The sequence below is a fragment of the Kitasatospora sp. NPDC032150 genome (assembly GCF_055579945.1).
This window is the reverse complement of sequence record NZ_JBVIMH010000003.1, coordinates 121,525-137,351: the sequence shown is the minus strand read 5'-3', so window position 1 is coordinate 137,351 and position 15,827 is coordinate 121,525. Positions and strand designations below refer to the sequence as shown.

Below are 15,827 nucleotides of genomic sequence, written 5' to 3'. Positions count from 1 at the left end.
CCTGGTAGTCCCCGGACCAGCAGCCGGTGTAGACGCCGCAGCGGCGTCCGCTCAGCTCACCCGCCGGGTATCCGGCATCCTCCAGCGCCTTCCAGGACTCCTCCAGGAAGAGGCGCTGCTGCGGGTCCATCGCCGCGGCCTCGACGCCGGAGATGTTGAAGAAGAGGGGGTCGAACTCGTCGATCCGGTCGAGGAATCCGCCGCGCGGCCGGGTGCCGCTCTGGTCCGCCCCGAGGTCCCACCGGGTGGCTTCGCGCACCAGGTCATCACCGCTCGCGAGGTGGGTCCACAGCTCGTCCAGCGAGTCGGCGCCGGCGAATCGGCCGCTCATCCCGATCACGGCGATCGGCCCGCGGGCACCGGCGGACGGGGTGGACCGGGACCGCTCGGCGGTGACTTGAACCTCGGCGGCGGGAGCCTGGGCGGCAGCGGGGACCTCGGCGGGCACGATTCGGTCGCCGTGCTCCGCGAGCAGGTGGGCGGTGAGGCGGTCGGCCGTGCTGTGGTCGAAGATGACGCTGGTCGCGAGGTCGAGTGCGAGGGTGTCATTGAGCTCGTGCACCAGGCGGACACCGAGGATGGAGTCGAGCCCGTAGTCGGCGAAGGCACGAGCCCCGTCGATCCCGGCCTCGTCCATGGCCAGTACCTTGGCGAGCTCGCCCCACACCACGTCCGCGACGTGCTCCTCGACCGAGCGGCGCACCGGCGCCGATGCCTGAGCCGGTGCCTGAGCCGGCGCTGCGGCCAGGCTCGTGGCTGCCGACGCGGCGGCGGTGGGCTCCGGTTCGAGATCGCCGATCCAGTACCGCTCACGGGCGAACGGATAGGTCGGCAGCGAGATCAGCCGCGGTGCGCCGGCCTCGTGCAGCAGGCTCCAGTCGAGGGACACGCCGTCGATCCACAGGGCCGCGAGCTTGGCGAGCTTGCCCTCCCGCGCCCATCGGGCGACCAGGAGCTCCTGGAGGTCGGCATCGGCCGCGATCTCGGCGACCAGGCCTTGGGCCCGGCCGACCGTGCCGCGCAGCACGGTCGGCGTCGGCTGGTCCTCGTCAAGGTATCCGCGCAGCACGCGGCGCAGGTCGCCGATGGAGGCGGTGACCACGGCCAGGCGCTCCGCCATCGCCTCGCGCCCGACCTGGAGGGTGTGGGCGAGGTCGGCCAGCTCGACGTCCTGGTTGCGCTCGTCGCCGAGGAACTCCAACAACCGCGAGGCAGCGGCACGCAGTTGCTCGGGCGTACGCGCCGACAGGACGATCAACTGGTCGCCGCCGTCTGCGAGTCGCCGGTCCGTGGGCGCGGCGTACTCCTCGAGGATCACGTGGGCGTTCGAGCCGCCCGCGCCGAAGGAGGAGACGGCAGCGATCCGCGGGCCCTCACCCGGCCAGTCGGCGAGCTCGCGCTGGACGAAGAACGGCGTGCGCTCGAAGGCGATTTCGTGGTTCAGCTGCTCGGCGTGCAGGCTCGGCGCGAGCTGGCGGTGCTGCAACTGGAGTACCGCCTTGGTGAATCCGGCGACGCCGGCGGCCGCCTCCAGGTGCCCGATCGCCGACTTGGCGGAGCCGATCGCGCAGTACTGCGTGTCGTCGGTGTCCTGCTGGTAGGCCCGGGTCAGGCCCTGGATCTCTATCGGGTCGCCGAGTTCGGTGCCGGTGCCGTGCGCCTCGACACAGCCCACCTCGCGGGCCGAGACCCCCGCGCTCTCCAGCGCCTCGCGGATCAACTCGGTCTGGGCGGCCGGGTTCGGCACCGTGTAGCCGTTCGTGCGGCCACCGTGGTTGACGCTGCTGCCGCGTATCACCGCGTGGATCCGGTCGCCGTCCGCCAGCGCGCGGGACAGCGGCTTGAGCAGCACGCAGCCGACACCCTCGCCGGGGACGAAGCCATGGCCGCCGGTACCGAAGCTGCGGCAGCGCGCGTCCGACGAGAGCATGGTGGAGCGGCAGAGTTCGACGTAGTCGTGCTGGTGCAGGTAGAGGTTGACCCCGCCCGCGATGGCCAGTTCGCAGGCCCCGCGGTGGAGGTTCTCGCAGGCCTCGTGGATCGCGGTGAGCGAGGCCGAGCACATCGTGTCGATCGTCATGCTCGGTCCGCGCAGGTCCAGGACGTAGGACGTGCGAGCGCTGAGCGAGGCGAAGGAGAGCGCGGGAACCACCCGCTCGCCGGATGGCAGCAAGCCCGCACCGTGGCGCGCATGGCCCGACTTGGTGACTCCGGCGAATACGCCGACCCGGCGCCGGTGGCGCCCTGCCAGCCGCTCGCGGGTGTAGCCGGCGTCCTCCAGGACCTCCCAGGAGGCCTGCAGGAAGAGGCGCTCCTGCGGATCAATCGCATAGGCGTCGCGTGGTGCGATCTGGAAGAAGAGCGGGTCGAAATCCGCGAAGCCGTCGACGAAACCGCCCCACTTGCTGTAGCTGCGCCCGGTGGCGATCGCCTTGAGCCGGTCGGGCTCGAAGAAGCCCTCCAGCGGCCAGCGGTCGGCCGGCACCTCGCGGACGCAGTCGCGGCCCGCCTTGAGGTTCGCCCAGAACTCGGCGAGGTTCTCGGCGCCCGGGTAGCGGCCGCTCAGGCCGATCACGGCGATGGGCTCGCGTGCCTCGGGAGACCGGGCCGGCTCGAGCCGGCCGGGAGCCCGCTCGGTGACGGTCAACGGCTCGGCAGCGGCGGTGACCCGAGTCGGCTCGGCCGCCGCTCCGGTCCAATCGAGGGCGTGCGACGTGTGCTCCGTCGCGAGGTGGCCGGCGATCGCCCGCAGGGTCGGGAGCTCGTAGAAGAGGGTCGTGGAGACTTCGGGGAACGCCGGGGAGAGCGCGTTCTTCAACTGAACCACCATGATCGAATCAAGGCCCAGCGCAGCCAACGGCTCGTCGACGTCGACGTTGCCGGGGGACAACTTGGTGACCTGTGCGAAGAGTTCGGCGAGCAGGCGCAGACTCTCGCGGCCGAGACGGCCGAGGTTGTCTGAGCTGATGGCGCTGACGGGACCAACGGGTCTGGCGGGCATGGTGGTTGTCACCGGCGTGCTCGGCGCGAGCGGGATCCGGGCCGGGTCGCCGTGGTGCACCCACACCCGGTCCGTGCCGAGTCGCCAGGCCTGCCGCAGGGCGTCGACGCCCTGCGCCGAACCCATCGGGGTCAGGCCGCGGCTGCGCCAGAGGTAATCGCGCGCGGCCTGGTCGACCGTCATGCCGCCGTCCTGCCAGAGCGGCCAGGCGAGCGAGAGCGTACGTCCCGACCGCTCCCCCGTCGCGACCCGCTCCGTGCGAAGCGCCGCGAACTCGTCCAGGAAGGCGTTGGCCGTGGCGTAGTCCGCCTGACCCGGGTTGCCGGTGACGGCGGAGCCGGAGGAGCAGGTGATCAGGAAGTCGAGTGGCGCGCGGCCGATCGCACGGTCCAGGTTGACCAGGCCGTCGACCTTCGGGGCGAGCACCTGCGTCCACTCCTGCGCGGTCTTGCGCACCAGCGAGGCGTCCTGGATCACACCGGCGCAGTGGACGATCCCGTCGACCCCTCCGCTCTGCTGCCGGATGCCCGCGATCAGGTGGCGCGCCTCCTCCCAGCGGGAGATGTCCGCGCGGCGGTAGCTCGCGAGGGCACCGGCCGCCCGCAGTTCCCCGAGCAGCGCCTCGATCCGCGCGTCCTGCGGCGCCCGCCCGGCCAGTACCAGGGTCGTCCTGCCCACCTCGTCGGCGATGGCTCGCGCGATGATCGCGCCGATGCCGCTCGCGCCGCCGGCGATCAGGTAGACCCCGCCCGCGCGCCACGGCGCCTGCGCCGCGCCCGCCGACTGCTCGGCCGGGCGCCAGCTGCGGACGGTGCGTTCACCGGCGCGGTAGCGCACCAGATCCTCGCCTGCGGTGCCGTCCTCCGCGATGAGGGCGGCGAGGACGTCCGCCGAGCCGGTGCCCTCCAGGCCGATGACCTGGCCGACGAACCCGGGGCTCTCCAGCATCGCCGTGCGCAGCAGGCCGGCCAGCGCGAGGTTCACCGCCTCGTCGCCGTACGAGTCCGTCACCAGCTGGACCAGCGTGCCGCCGACCTGCGGCTCGGCGACCAGGCCGCGGACGATCTCGAAGACCTGCTGCGAGAGGTCGGTGAAGCGACTGTCCAGCCGCTGCTTGGCCGTCGTGGCAGTGAAGCAGCGCACCTGCGGCAGGCGCAGTTCGACCTGCTCGCGGGCGGCGCCGAGCCTGCCGCAGAGGATCACCACCCGACGGGCCAGGGTGCCTTGGCCCGCGCTTGCGGACGGCGCGGGGCGGGGCGTCCAGTGCGGCGCCAGCAACACCGTCCCGATCGCGGGCTCGGAGCTGGTCGGAGCCCGCAGCGGCGCGGCACCGACCGAGGCCTGGAACGGCGCGGGGCGAACGCCGCTGCCAGGGATCCAGTACCGATCCCGCGCGAACGGGTACCCGGGCAGCTGGACCCGCCGAGGCGTGCGCGGCCCGTACAGGGCGCGCCAGTCGACGGCGCCGCCTTCGGTCCAGCGTGCCAGCAGCCCCGCGAGGTCGCCGGCCGTTACGGCCGGCGCGGCCGACTGCGCCGTGCGCGCGGCGGGACCGGCATCGCGGCGGGCGACCCGGCCGCGGGCGCCGCCTTCCAGACGGTCCTCGCCCGCGGCGAACGCCCGCAGACGGTCGACGAGTTCTCCGCGCGAACGGACCACCCAGCCGACCCGCTCCGCCAGCGCCTCTCGACCGGCCTGCAGACTCCACGCGATCGAGGAGAGCGAAGCCGGCACCCGGTCCGCTTCGAGCGCACGGAGCAGATCCCGGGCTCGCGCCCGCAGTTGCTCGTCCGTGCGGGCCGAGAGCGGCACGACGACCGCCGCCTGCTGCCCGGCCCGGTCCTCGCGCGGCTCGTCGGCGGGCAGGTACTCCTCCACCACGACATGGCAGTTGGAGCCGCCGAAGCCGAAGCTGCTGACTCCCGCGCGGCGCGGGGCGAGTGCGCCGCCGCGCTCGGGCAGCCGCTGCCAGGGCTCGTTCTCGCGCACGATGCGCAGCGGGCCGCCGTCGAGCTGGATGTACGGGTTGAGCTCGCCGAGGTTGCGGGTCGCCGGGAGCACGCGGTGCTTCATCGCGAGCAGCACCTTGAGCAGGCCTGCGATTCCGGCGGCGGCCTCCAGGTGGCCGATGTTGCCCTTCACCGAGCCGAGACCACAGGTGCCCCGGCCGGTGCTGCCCAGCCGACGGAACGCGGACTGCAGGCCGCGCACCTCCACCGGGTCACCGAGCGCGGTGCCGGTGCCGTGGGCCTCCAAGTAGCCGATCGTGTCGGGGTCGGTGTCGCCCATCGCCCGCACCACCAGATCGGCCTGTGCGTCGGCATTCGGCGCGGTGAGCGAGTTGGCCCGCCCGCCGTGGTTCTCGGCGCTGCCGATCAGCAGGCCGAGGATCACATCGCCGTCGCGCTCGGCGGCGGCGAGCGGCTTGAGCACCACCACGCCCGCCCCCTCGCCGCGCACGTAGCCGTCCGCGTCCCGGGCGAAGGGCTTGCAGCGGCCGTCCGGGCTGAGCATCCCCGCACGCTGCGCGCTGACGAAGGTGTCGACGCTGAGCAGCAGGTTGACCCCGCCGGCGATCGCGGCCTCGCACGCTCCCGAGCGGATCGCCTCGATCGCGCGGTGGACGGCGATCAGCGAGCTGGAGCAGGCGGTGTCCACCGGCTGGCTCGGGCCGTGCAGGTCGAGCACGTAGGAGACCCGGTTGGCGAGCATCGAGTGGGCGTTGCCGGTGGAGGTGAAGGCGTCGCCCGGAACGCCGTAGGTGGTGAGCAGCGTCGCGTAGTCGGTGCCGGAGACACCGAGGAAGAGGCCGGTGTTCTTCGGTAGCTCGGCGGGGCGGTAGGCGCTGTCCTCGATCGCGTTCCAGACCGTCTCCAGCGCCAGGCGGTGCTGCGGGTCCATCAGTTCGGCTTCTCGCGGCAGGATCCGGAAGAACTCGGCGTCGAAGGCGTCGACGCCGTCGAGCACGCCGGCGTGCTTGGGGAAGTCGGCCTCGTCGACGGTCCGCGCGTAGGCGTCGTCATAGCGGTGGCGTGGGAAGTCGGTGACCGAGTCCCGGCCCACCAGCAGGTTGGCCCAGTAGGCGTCCAGGTCGGGTGCCTGTGGGAACCGTCCCGCCGCACCGACCACTGCGATCGGCATGTCCGTCGAGGGGCGGGCGGCGAGAGAGCGGGCCGCGACGGGTCGGCGCTCGGCCGGGCGCGCCGGTGTGGCCGCTCTGTCCCGCGTCTGCGTGATCTGGTCCCCGAACTCCTCGGTGAGGTAACGCCCGAGGTCGTCCAGAGTGTTGACGTCGTAGAGGATGGCCGGGTTCAGCTCGACGCCGAACCGTTCCCGGACCAGCCCGGAGAAGGAGAGCAGCGAGATCGAGTCGAAGCCGAAGGCGTCGAAGCGGGTGTCGCCCTCCAATTCGTCGGCGTCGAACTTGAGGATGCCCGCCGCCATCTCACGCAGCGCGCCGACCACGAAGCCGACGGTGCCCGCTGCCTGGCTCCGCACCTGGTGCGTTGCGGCGCGCGGCAGTCGACTGTCGCCGCACCGCACGCCTGCGAGGGTGCCGAGCACCGTACCGTCGCTGTCCAGCAGCCGCACCGCTCCGACACCGTCGCCGGAGCTTTCGGTCAACTCGAAGAACAGGTACTCGACTTCGTTCAGCGCGTCGGAGACTCGCAGCTCCCCGATCTGCTGGGGGAAGGTCGCCGCCCAGTGCGCCGCACCCGCCCGCTCGGCGACCAACTGCACGCCCTGCGCGATGGCCGCGAGCACGGTCGGCGTGATCGAGGTGTTCCGCGCGGCGTGGTCGTGCCGCCGCTCGGGCGCGGTGAGTTCGAGCAGCAGCCCGCCCTCCCGCAGCCAGTAGCCGCGTCGCAGGCCGCAGTGCGCGGCCGGGCGCTCCAGGCCGCCGGCCGCGAGCACGGCGCGCAGCTCGTCCCCGTCGTGCACGGCCGTGGCCCGCTCGCGCAGCGCGTCCAGCCGGACGGCCTCGGCGAGCGGCGGCCGGGCCTCGCCCGGTTCCACGTCGAACTCCAGTACCGGCGTGCGCACGTGATCCGCGTCCTCGACGAAGAGCGCGCCGCGGCCGGCTGCGAAGGTGGTGACCAGGCGCGTAACCTGGCCCCACCGGACCGGGTCGCACACCCGCAGCTCGCGCACGACCGGGTCGGTGGTGAAGCCGGAGACCTTGGCGGCGGCGAGGGCGAGGTCGAGGGCGAAGGTGGGGACGATGCCGAGCACCTTGTCCTGCTGGTAGCCGTAGTCGGCCAGGTCATCCAGGTGGACGTCCAGGACGTAGCGCAGCCCGTCGACGTCGGACTCGTTACGGCCGAGGAAGGGGTGGAGCTTCTCACGCAGTGCGAGTGGTACCGCCACTGACGGCGCGTCGGGCTCCTGGGCCACCCAGCAGCGGACCCGATCGAAGGGGTAGGCCGGCAGCGGGACCCGCCGGGGCGGGCGCCCCGAGTCGAGCGTGGCCCAGTCGACGCTCTTGCCGCCGGTCCAGGTCAGTGCGAGCTCGCGCGCCCGCGTCGAGCGCTGGTCGTGGCCGGTGAGCTCGGCGGCCAGGTCGCGCTCGCCCGCGAGGTAGCGTTCGATCGCCGCCAGTACGCCGGCCAGGTCCTTGGCCAGGAAGGCCCAGCGGCGCGGCAGTTCGTTCTTTCCGACCCGCAAGGTATGGGCGATCGAGGCCAGTTCGGCCTCGTCGGCCTGGGCCGCGTAGTCGCGGAACCGCAGCAGGTGGGCCGCCAGCGCCTCTTCGGTCATCGCCGAGAAGACGAACAGCTCCACACCCGGCTCCCGCGCGGGGCTCGGCGGGGCCACGTACTCCTCCACGATGATGTGCGAGTTCATCCCGCCCGCGCCGATCGAGGTGATGCCGGCGCGCCGCGGGTGGACCACGGTGCGGCCGCCGTCGGTGGTGGTGACCTGCTGCCAGTCGGTGAGCTCCTGCTGGACGTGGAACGGCGTGCTCGCGAAGTCGATGTCCGGGTTGGTCTCGGCGCTGTGCAGCGAAGGCGCCAACTTGCCCTGCTTGAGCTGGGCCACCACCTTCGCGAAGGCGACCACGCCGGCCGCCGCGAGCAGGTGCGCCAGGTTCGACTTGACCGATCCGAGGGCGCAGAACTGGTTCTCTTCGGTGTACTTGCGGTAGGCGGCGGTCAGCGCGCCGACCTCGATCGGGTCACCGAGCGAGGTGCCCGAGCCGTGCGCCTCCACGTAGTTGATCGTGCGCGGGTCGACGCCCGCGTCCTCGATCGCCTTCTCGATCGCCCGGGTCTGCATCCGCGGGTTGGGCACGGTGAAGCCGTTGCGGACGCCCGCGTTGCTGAGCGCGGTGCCCTTGATGACTGCGTACACGTGGTCACCGTCGCGCTCGGCGTCGGCCAGCGGCTTCAGCACGACGGCGCCCACGCCCTCGCCGAGGATCGTGCCGTCCACGCCCTGGCCGAAGCTGCGCACCACGTCCGAGGTCGCGGTGGTGAAGTGCTCCTGCGAGGAGGTGATGAGGTTGTACGGGTGCAGCAGCAGGTTGACGCCGCCGGCCACCACCATCTTGCAGTCGCCCGCGCGCAGCATCTGCACCGCCTGGTGGATGCAGACGGAGGAGGTCGAGCACATGGTGTCGAGGAAGATCGACGGTCCGGTGAGCCCGTAGAAGTAGGAGAGCATGTTGGGGATGGTGGCCAGGTAGCTGCCGCTGGCCGGGGCCCCGCGGGTCAGGCTGTTCTGGAACCCGTACAGGCCGTAGTGGTTGCTCATGGTGCCGACCAGCACGCCCACGTCGCCCTGGTACTGGCGCTGGATGGTCTCGCGCGAGTAGCCCGCGTCCTCCAGGGCCTCGACGCCGGTCTGCAGGAAGAGCCGCACCTCCGGCGACATCTGCTCCGCCTCGCGCTTGGAGATGCGGAAGTAGCGCGGGTCGAAGCGGTCGATGTCGCGCAGGAAGGTGCCGGTGTGGATCACGCTCTTGCCGAGCACGCTGCGCTCGCGGCTGTAGATCGCGTCGTGGTCCCAGCGCTCGCGCGGGACCTCCTCGAAGGCGTGGCGGCCCTCGGCGAGCATCTCCCAGAGCTCGTCGAGCGTGTCGGCGCCCGGGTACTTGCCGGAGATGCCGATGACGGCGATGTCGCGGCGGTCGGCGTCGCGGCGGTCGGCGTCGCGGCGGTCGGCCCGGTCAGCGGGCTCGGCCACGGTGGCGGTAGCGGTGCGCGCGAAGCGTGCGCGGCCCGGGACGGGCGCGGCCTGCGGGTCCTCGACGGCCTGCACAGGCTGTTGCGGGGCTCCTTGAGCCCCCAGCACGGCGTCCAGCTTCTCGCGGTGCTGCGCGACGAAGTATCCCGCTACGTCCTCGACGGTCAGGTACTCGAAGAAGATCGTCTTGGCGAGCGTCCCGAACAGCGCCTCCAGGCGGACCGTCAGCTCCAGGATGCTGAGCGAGTCGATGCCGTACTCGACCAGGTTGGCCGAAGCGTCGATGGTGCCGGGGTCGTGGTGCAGCACCTCGCCCAGTTGCTGCTTGAGCAGCTCGGTCATCCGCTCCAGCAGCTCGCCCTCGGCGACCGGGGTGGCGGCGACGGGTCGCGGCACCGGGGCACCGGCACGCTCCGCCGCCCGGCCTGCGGGCGCGAGGGTCGCCTCGGTGCCGTAGGCGACCACGACGTGCTCGGGTCCCTCGGTCAGCACCCGCCCGAGCAGGTGCAGGCCCTCCTCCGTCGGCAGCGGCTCCCAGCCGCGCCGGCGGCGCATCGACTCCAGCGTCACCGCGTCCATCGCCATGCCGCCGTCGGCCCAGAGCGGCCAGCTGACGGCGACCGTGCGCCCGCTGCGCTCGCCACTGTCGACAAGCGTGCGGCGGTGCTGCGCGAAGGCGTCCAGGAAGGCGTTGGCCGCGGCGTAGTCGCCCTGTCCGGCGTTGCCGTAGACGCCGGCGACGGAGGAGAAGACCGCGAAGAAGTCGAGCGCGAGGTCACGGGTGGCCGCATCCAGGTTGACCGCGCCGTGCAGCTTCGGGGCCGTCACGGCGGGCAGGTCGGCGGCGTCCTTGCGCAGCAGGTAGGCGTCACGCAGCAGGCCCGCGGCGTGCACTATGCCGGTGAGCGTGCCGTGCTTGCGCTGGATCGCGCGCACCGCGCGCTGCACGTCCGCCGCGCGGGTGACGTCGACGCGCAGGTAGTGGGCGTCGACGCCCGCCGCGCGCAGCTCGGCGAGGGCCGCCTTGCTCGCGGCGCCGGCTGCCGTGCGCCCGCTCAGCACGATGGTCGTGCCCGCGCAGCGCGCGAAGTAGCCTGCCACGTGCCGGCCGAGGCCGCCGAGGCCGCCGGTGACCCAGTAAACCCCGCCCGCGCGCAGCGGCGGGACCTGCGGGCCCGCCGCGAGTTCGAGCTCGATGGGACGCCAGGCGAGGCGGGTGCCGTCGGCCGCGTGGCGCAGCTCCGCGTCCGGCTCGGTGGCGGCCGCCTCCTCACGCAGGATGCTCGCGATCTGCTCGGTCGACGCGCTCTCGAGGCCCGCGATGCGGAGCACCCGGCCGGAGATCAGCGGGTTCTCCAGCTCGGCGGTGCGGAACAGTCCGGTGAGGGGGGCGTGCAGCTGGCGCGGCGCCCGGTCGTCGACCAGGACCAGGAAACGGTGCGCCGTCCTCGGGCTCGCGGTCAGCACCCGCTGGACCGCGGCGAAGAGTTCGCCGAGGGCGGCCTGCGCGTTCTCGGCGAGCCGGCCGGGCGCGATCTCGGGCAGTTCGGTGAGCGAGAGGTCCCCCAGCGCCGCCGCCTTGCCCGCGATGAACGCGTGCACGGTGACGTCGGCCTGGCCGACCTCCGACGCGGCGGCGGCGAGCGGGGCGTCCACCCACCCGGAGGTGGCCGTGACCACGCGCGGCCCGGCCGGCGCGACGACGGTGCGCTGCACCAGCCCGCGCAGGCTGGCGCTGACGACGCCCGCGGCATCGCAGAGGTCGAGGTCGAAGGTGGCGAGCGCGCCGGTGCCCTCGCGCCGCCGCACCCAGGCCCAGGTCTCGGCGGCGCACGGGCCGTGGATGTCGATCCGGTCCAGCACGAACGGCATCGCCGGCCCGACGGCGGGCTCGGTGGCCGCGGCGGCCAGCAGGACGAGCGAGGACTGCAGCGCCGAGTCCAGCACGCTGGGCGGCAGCACGAAGTCCGGGCCCTCCTCGGCGGCGGCCGGCTGCTCGATCCGCGCGAGCAACTCGCCGTCTCCAAGATGGAGTTCCGTCAAGCCGCGCATCGCTGGGCCGTAGTCGAGCCCGGCGGCGCGGAACGCATCATAGGCGTCCGCGGGCGCGTACGGCGTGCCGCAGGCCGCGCGCAGCGCGTCCAGGTCGAGTGCCGGCACCTGCTCGGGGGCGCACAGCTCGACGGCGCCGCGGCTGTGCACCACGGCTGAGGCCCCGGCGGCCCGGGCGCCGGTGCGGAGCTCGAACGCGATCCGGCCCTCATCCTCGGGGATCAGCCCCAGCCGGACCTCCAGCGGCTCCTCCCCCGCCACCAGCGGACGCAGCCAGGAAAGATCGCGCAGGCGCAGGAACGATCCGGGTGCGGCGCCCGGCGCCAGCGCGTCCTGGACTGCGGCCCGGGCCAGCTCGATCGAGGCGGCGGCGGGCAGCACCCGTTTGCCGCCCACCTGATGCGCCGCCAGGAACGGCTCCTCCCCCGTGAAGGCGGAGCTGTAGCGTTGCTCGGCGAGGTCAGAGGTGTTGCGGTGGACCAGCGGGTGCAACAGGCCGGCCCCCGCACTCGACGCGTGGGTGGGTGCAGGCGTGGCGAACCAGTGCCGCTCGCGGGCGAACGGATAGGTGGGCAGCCGCACGCGGCGAGCCGGCGGGTTGGCCTCGCCGGGCAGGCCCGCCCAGTGGGCCGCGCCGCCCGTCACCCAGCGGGTGGCCAGCTCCAGCGCCTCGGGCGCCGTCTCCTGCGCGGTGCGCACGTGCACCTCGGAGTCGGCGACCGAGCCGGCCGTGAACTCCTCCAATGCGGCCATCAGTTCGGCGGTGTCCGCGACGAGGAAGGCCACCCGCACGGACAGCGACTCGCGGCCCACCCGCAGGGTGTGGGCCACGTCGGCCAGCGACAGCCGCGCCGCGTCCTGGGCGCCGAGCCGGGCCAGCAGCCGGCTCGCCACCGCGCGCAGCCGCTCGGGCGTCTTGGCCGAGAGCGGGACGAGCTGCGGCCCTTCGGCGACCACCGCGTCCTCGGACTCCACTTCGGTGCCGAGGTGCTCCTCCAGCACCACATGGGCGTTGGTCCCGCCGAAGCCGAAGGAGCTGACGCCCGCCCGGCGCGGCATCGCCCGCCCGTCCGCCGCAGCGGCCTGGGCCTGCCACGGCCGGGTCTCGTCGACGATGTAGAACGGGCTGTCGTCGATGCGGATCAGCGGGTTCTGCACCTCGAAGTTGGCGGTCGCCGGCAGGGCCTTGCCGGCCAGCGCGCCGATCACCTTGGCCATCCCGGCGACACCGGCGGCGCCTTCGAGGTGCCCGATGTTGGTCTTGACCGAGCCGATCCCGATGCTCGCCGGCTGCGCCTCGGTGCCCTGGGCCGCGTGCAGGTTCAGATACGCGCGCTTGAGCGCGAGGATCTCGATCGGGTCGCCGACGGGCGTACCGGGGCCGTGCGCCTCGATGTAGGAGACCGTCTCGGGCCGAATGCCCTCGCGGGTGTAGAGCCCCTCGATCAGGCTCGCCTGCGCGGCCGGGTTGGTGACCGTCAGGGAGTTGGTGCGGCCACCGTGGTTGGTCGCGACGCCCTTGATCACGGCGTGCACCGGGTCACCGTCCGCGAGCGCCCGCGCGAGCGGCTTCAGCAGCAGCACCGCGCCGCCCTCGCCGCGCACGTAACCGTCCGCGCCCTGGTCGAAGGCCCGGCACTCGCCGCTGCGCGAGAGCATGCTCGCCTGACTGAACGCCACGAAGTGCTTCGGCGACCAGCACAGGTTGACCCCGCCGGCCAGCGCCAGGTCGCACTCGCCATTGCGCAGCGCGGAGACCGCCTCGTAGACCGACACCAACGAGCTGGAGCACGCGGTGTCGTTGGTGATGCTCGGTCCCTGCAGGTCGAAGAAGTAGGAGACCCGGTTGGAGATGATCGAGTACGCCGTGCCGGTGGGGAAGTAGACGTCGGTCTGCGCCCCCTCCCGCTCCATCAGTTCGGCGTAGTCCGCGTGGCAGACACCCATGAAGACGCCCGTCCTGGAGCCGGCCAGCGCGGTGGCCGGGTAGCCGGCGTCCTCGATCGCCTGCCAAGCGAGTTCGAGGGCGAAGCGCTGCTGCGGGTCCATGCTCTCGGCTTCACGCGGCGAGATGTTGAAGAACGCGGCGTCGAAGCAGTCCGCGTGCTCGATGAAGCCGCCCCAGATGCTGTTGGTCTTCTCGACCCCGGGGCGCGGGTCTCCGAAGTAGCGCTCCTTGGACCAGCGTTCGGCCGGCACCTCGGTGATCAGCGAGCGGCCCGCGACCAGGTGCTGCCACAGTTCGTCCAGCGACTCGGCGCCGGGAAAGCGCAGCGAGAGGCCGATGACCGCGATGTCGCCGCTATCCGGCGAGGGCTGTTCGGCGCTCATCGTGCTCCTCCGATCGGCTGGGCGAGGCGACGGCGGTCGGCGACCGTGCGCACCTTCAGTTCGGCTGCCGAGGGCGTGCCCATGTAGCTCTCCTGATTCCTGACGAACTGCTGGTTGATGACCGCGGTCGTGAGCAGGTAGATGAACGCCTGGTCCTCCTTGGTGCTGATCTCGGCAGCGGGGACCGACATGATCTTCTTGACCAACTTCCGGGCGAAGACCGGGTCGATGCCCTCGATCCCCGCCAACTCGCGCTCGGAGAGCACCAGTTCCAGGTAGTCCGGATCCTGGTCCTTGAACACCGCACTGCCCGGCGCCCGGTAGGGCTGCTTGGGCCGGGTCAGGCTGCGGGCGGGCAGCTCGCCGGCGAAGGCCTTCTTGAGGATCGCCTTCTCCTCGGCGCCGTCGTCGAAGCGCAGGTTGACCGAGGCGGCGGCCCGCACCACGGCGGGATCGAGGAACGGGCAGCGGTTCTCCACCCCGTGCGCCAGGCCCATCCGCTCGCCCTGGGTGGAGAGCAGGTAGCCGGGCAGCAGCGTCTTGTACTCCAGCCACTGCGCCTTCTGCACCGCGCTGAGCTCCTGGTACCCCTCGGTGGCCTGCGCCAGGGTGATCAGGTCGGCAAACGGATCGAACCGCTCCTTCACCAGGCGGGCGGCGAACTTGCCGTTCTGGTAGCGCAGTTCGTGCGAGAATAGGCCGGGCAGGCGCTCGGTGGCGAACTGCCGGAACAGGCCCGTCAGGTGTGCGCGGTGCTCGGGCCCGAAGTGCGCGAGCTCGGGGTGCAGACCCGCGATCCTCGTCCTGCGCTCGTCCTCGGAGAGCTCGTGCCAGGCCGCGCGCAGCATCGTCTCCCGGAACAGCGAGTAGCCGAGGAAGGCCTCGTCGGCACCCTCACCGCTGAGCACCGTCTTGATCCCGGCCTCGCGCACATGGCGCGACAGCAGGTACATCGGGACGAACGCGGTGCGGAAAGCCGGGACTTCGGCGTGGTAGACGGCCGCCGGGAAGGCCTCGGCGATGTCGGCGGCACTCACCGTGATGGCCGAGTGACGGGTGCCCAGGTGCTCGGCCACCAGCTGCTGGCTGTCCGACTCGTCGAAGGTCCGGTCCTCGAAGGCGACGGAGAAGGTCCGCACCTGGCTGCGGGACAGCTCGGTGGCGAGCTTGGTGACGACGGAGGAGTCCAGACCGCCGCTCAGGTAGACCCCGACCGGCACGTCGCTGCGCAGCCGCAGCTCCACGCTCCGTCGCAGCTCCTCGCGGACGAAGGCGGCGGCCTCGGCCTCACAGCCCGCGAACGCGGGCGCGTCCACGCTCAGTTGCTCGTAGGTGTGTAGCGCCTGGCGGCCCTCGCGGACGGTCAGCACACTGCCCATCGGCAGCTGACGCACGCCGGTGAACGGGCTGCGGTCGGGCAGCGGCGTCCAGACGGCGAAGGTCGACGCCAGCTCGCGGGCGTCGAGTTCGAAGCGGAAGCCGGGGAAGGCGCGGAACGCCTTCATCTCCGAGGCGAAGAGGAAGTCGCCGCCGTGCTCGGCGTAGAAGAGCGGGCGCTTGCCGTAGCGGTCGCGGGCCAGGGCGAGCTCGCCCGATTCGGCGTCCCGGATCGCGAAGGCGAAGGCGCCGTTGAAGCGTGACAGGCAGTCGGCACCCCACTGGATCCATGCCTGCAGCACGACCTCGGTGTCCGAGCGGGTGCGGAAGGGGTGGCCCAGCCGCCGCAGCTCCTCGCGCAGTTCGAGGTGGTTGTAGAGCTCGCCGTTGAAGCAGATCCAGTAGCGCTCGGACAAGTCCGACATCGGCTGCGCGCCGGCGTCCAGGTCGACGATCGACAGGCGGACCGTGCCCATCGCCAGGCCGTCGTCCAGGTAGTAGCCCGCCTCGTCCGGCCCGCGGTGGCGGATCAGCGAGAGCATCGAGGTGATGACGTCCGGCGCGGCCTCGGGGGCCGGCGAGGAGGAGAGGAATCCGGCTATCCCGCACACGGCGCGTCCCCCTTCGCGGCGAGCTGCTCGGCGAGCTTCGTCGCCACGAACTCGTCGATCGCCTCCACCGTGACGAAGACGTTCAGCAGGATGTCCTCCTCGGCGAACGCGATGGCGAACTGCTCCTCCAGGAAGGCCATCAGCTGGATGTAGCCGAAGGAGTCGATGATCCCTTCCTTGAAGAGATCGCTCTGCGCCGTCACCTCGCTGCCGAACTCCACGAGAAACTGGTCCTCGATGAACTGGATGATTCGCTCGGTCCTGTCCAT

Annotated in this window: 3 protein-coding genes (1 of these 3 running past the window's edge); all 3 read right to left on the bottom strand. The window is 72.3% G+C overall.

All coding sequences use genetic code 11. The annotated features are described in order from the left end of the window. Tightly spaced (each overlapping or abutting the next), the 3 genes in view from ACZ5ON_RS04925 to ACZ5ON_RS04915 form a layout consistent with a single transcriptional unit that may run on beyond the window. Positions 1-13,570 carry the 5' portion of an SDR family NAD(P)-dependent oxidoreductase gene (locus tag ACZ5ON_RS04925; RefSeq protein WP_465585609.1) on the bottom strand. Its footprint begins 6,920 nt before the window's first position, so 13,570 of the gene's 20,490 nt are visible here — the first part of the coding sequence; the start codon lies at positions 13,568-13,570; the stop codon falls past the left edge of the window. Then, the gene (gene asnB / locus ACZ5ON_RS04920) at positions 13,567-15,558 is read right to left on the bottom strand and encodes an asparagine synthase (glutamine-hydrolyzing) (RefSeq protein WP_465585605.1); all 1,992 of its coding nucleotides are present in this window, start codon (positions 15,556-15,558) and stop codon (positions 13,567-13,569) included. Before asnB ends, ACZ5ON_RS04925 begins: the two co-directional genes overlap by 4 nt. Continuing rightward, complete coding sequence (locus ACZ5ON_RS04915) at positions 15,546-15,827, bottom strand: acyl carrier protein (RefSeq protein WP_465585602.1); 282 nt, start codon at positions 15,825-15,827, stop codon at positions 15,546-15,548. The genes asnB and ACZ5ON_RS04915 overlap by 13 nt, the downstream gene beginning before the upstream one ends.

Coding starts and splice junctions, on each gene's coding strand:
- ACZ5ON_RS04915 (WP_465585602.1), bottom strand. CDS start 15,827: ATGGACAGGACCGAGCGAATCATCCAGTTCATCGAGGACCAGTTTCTC.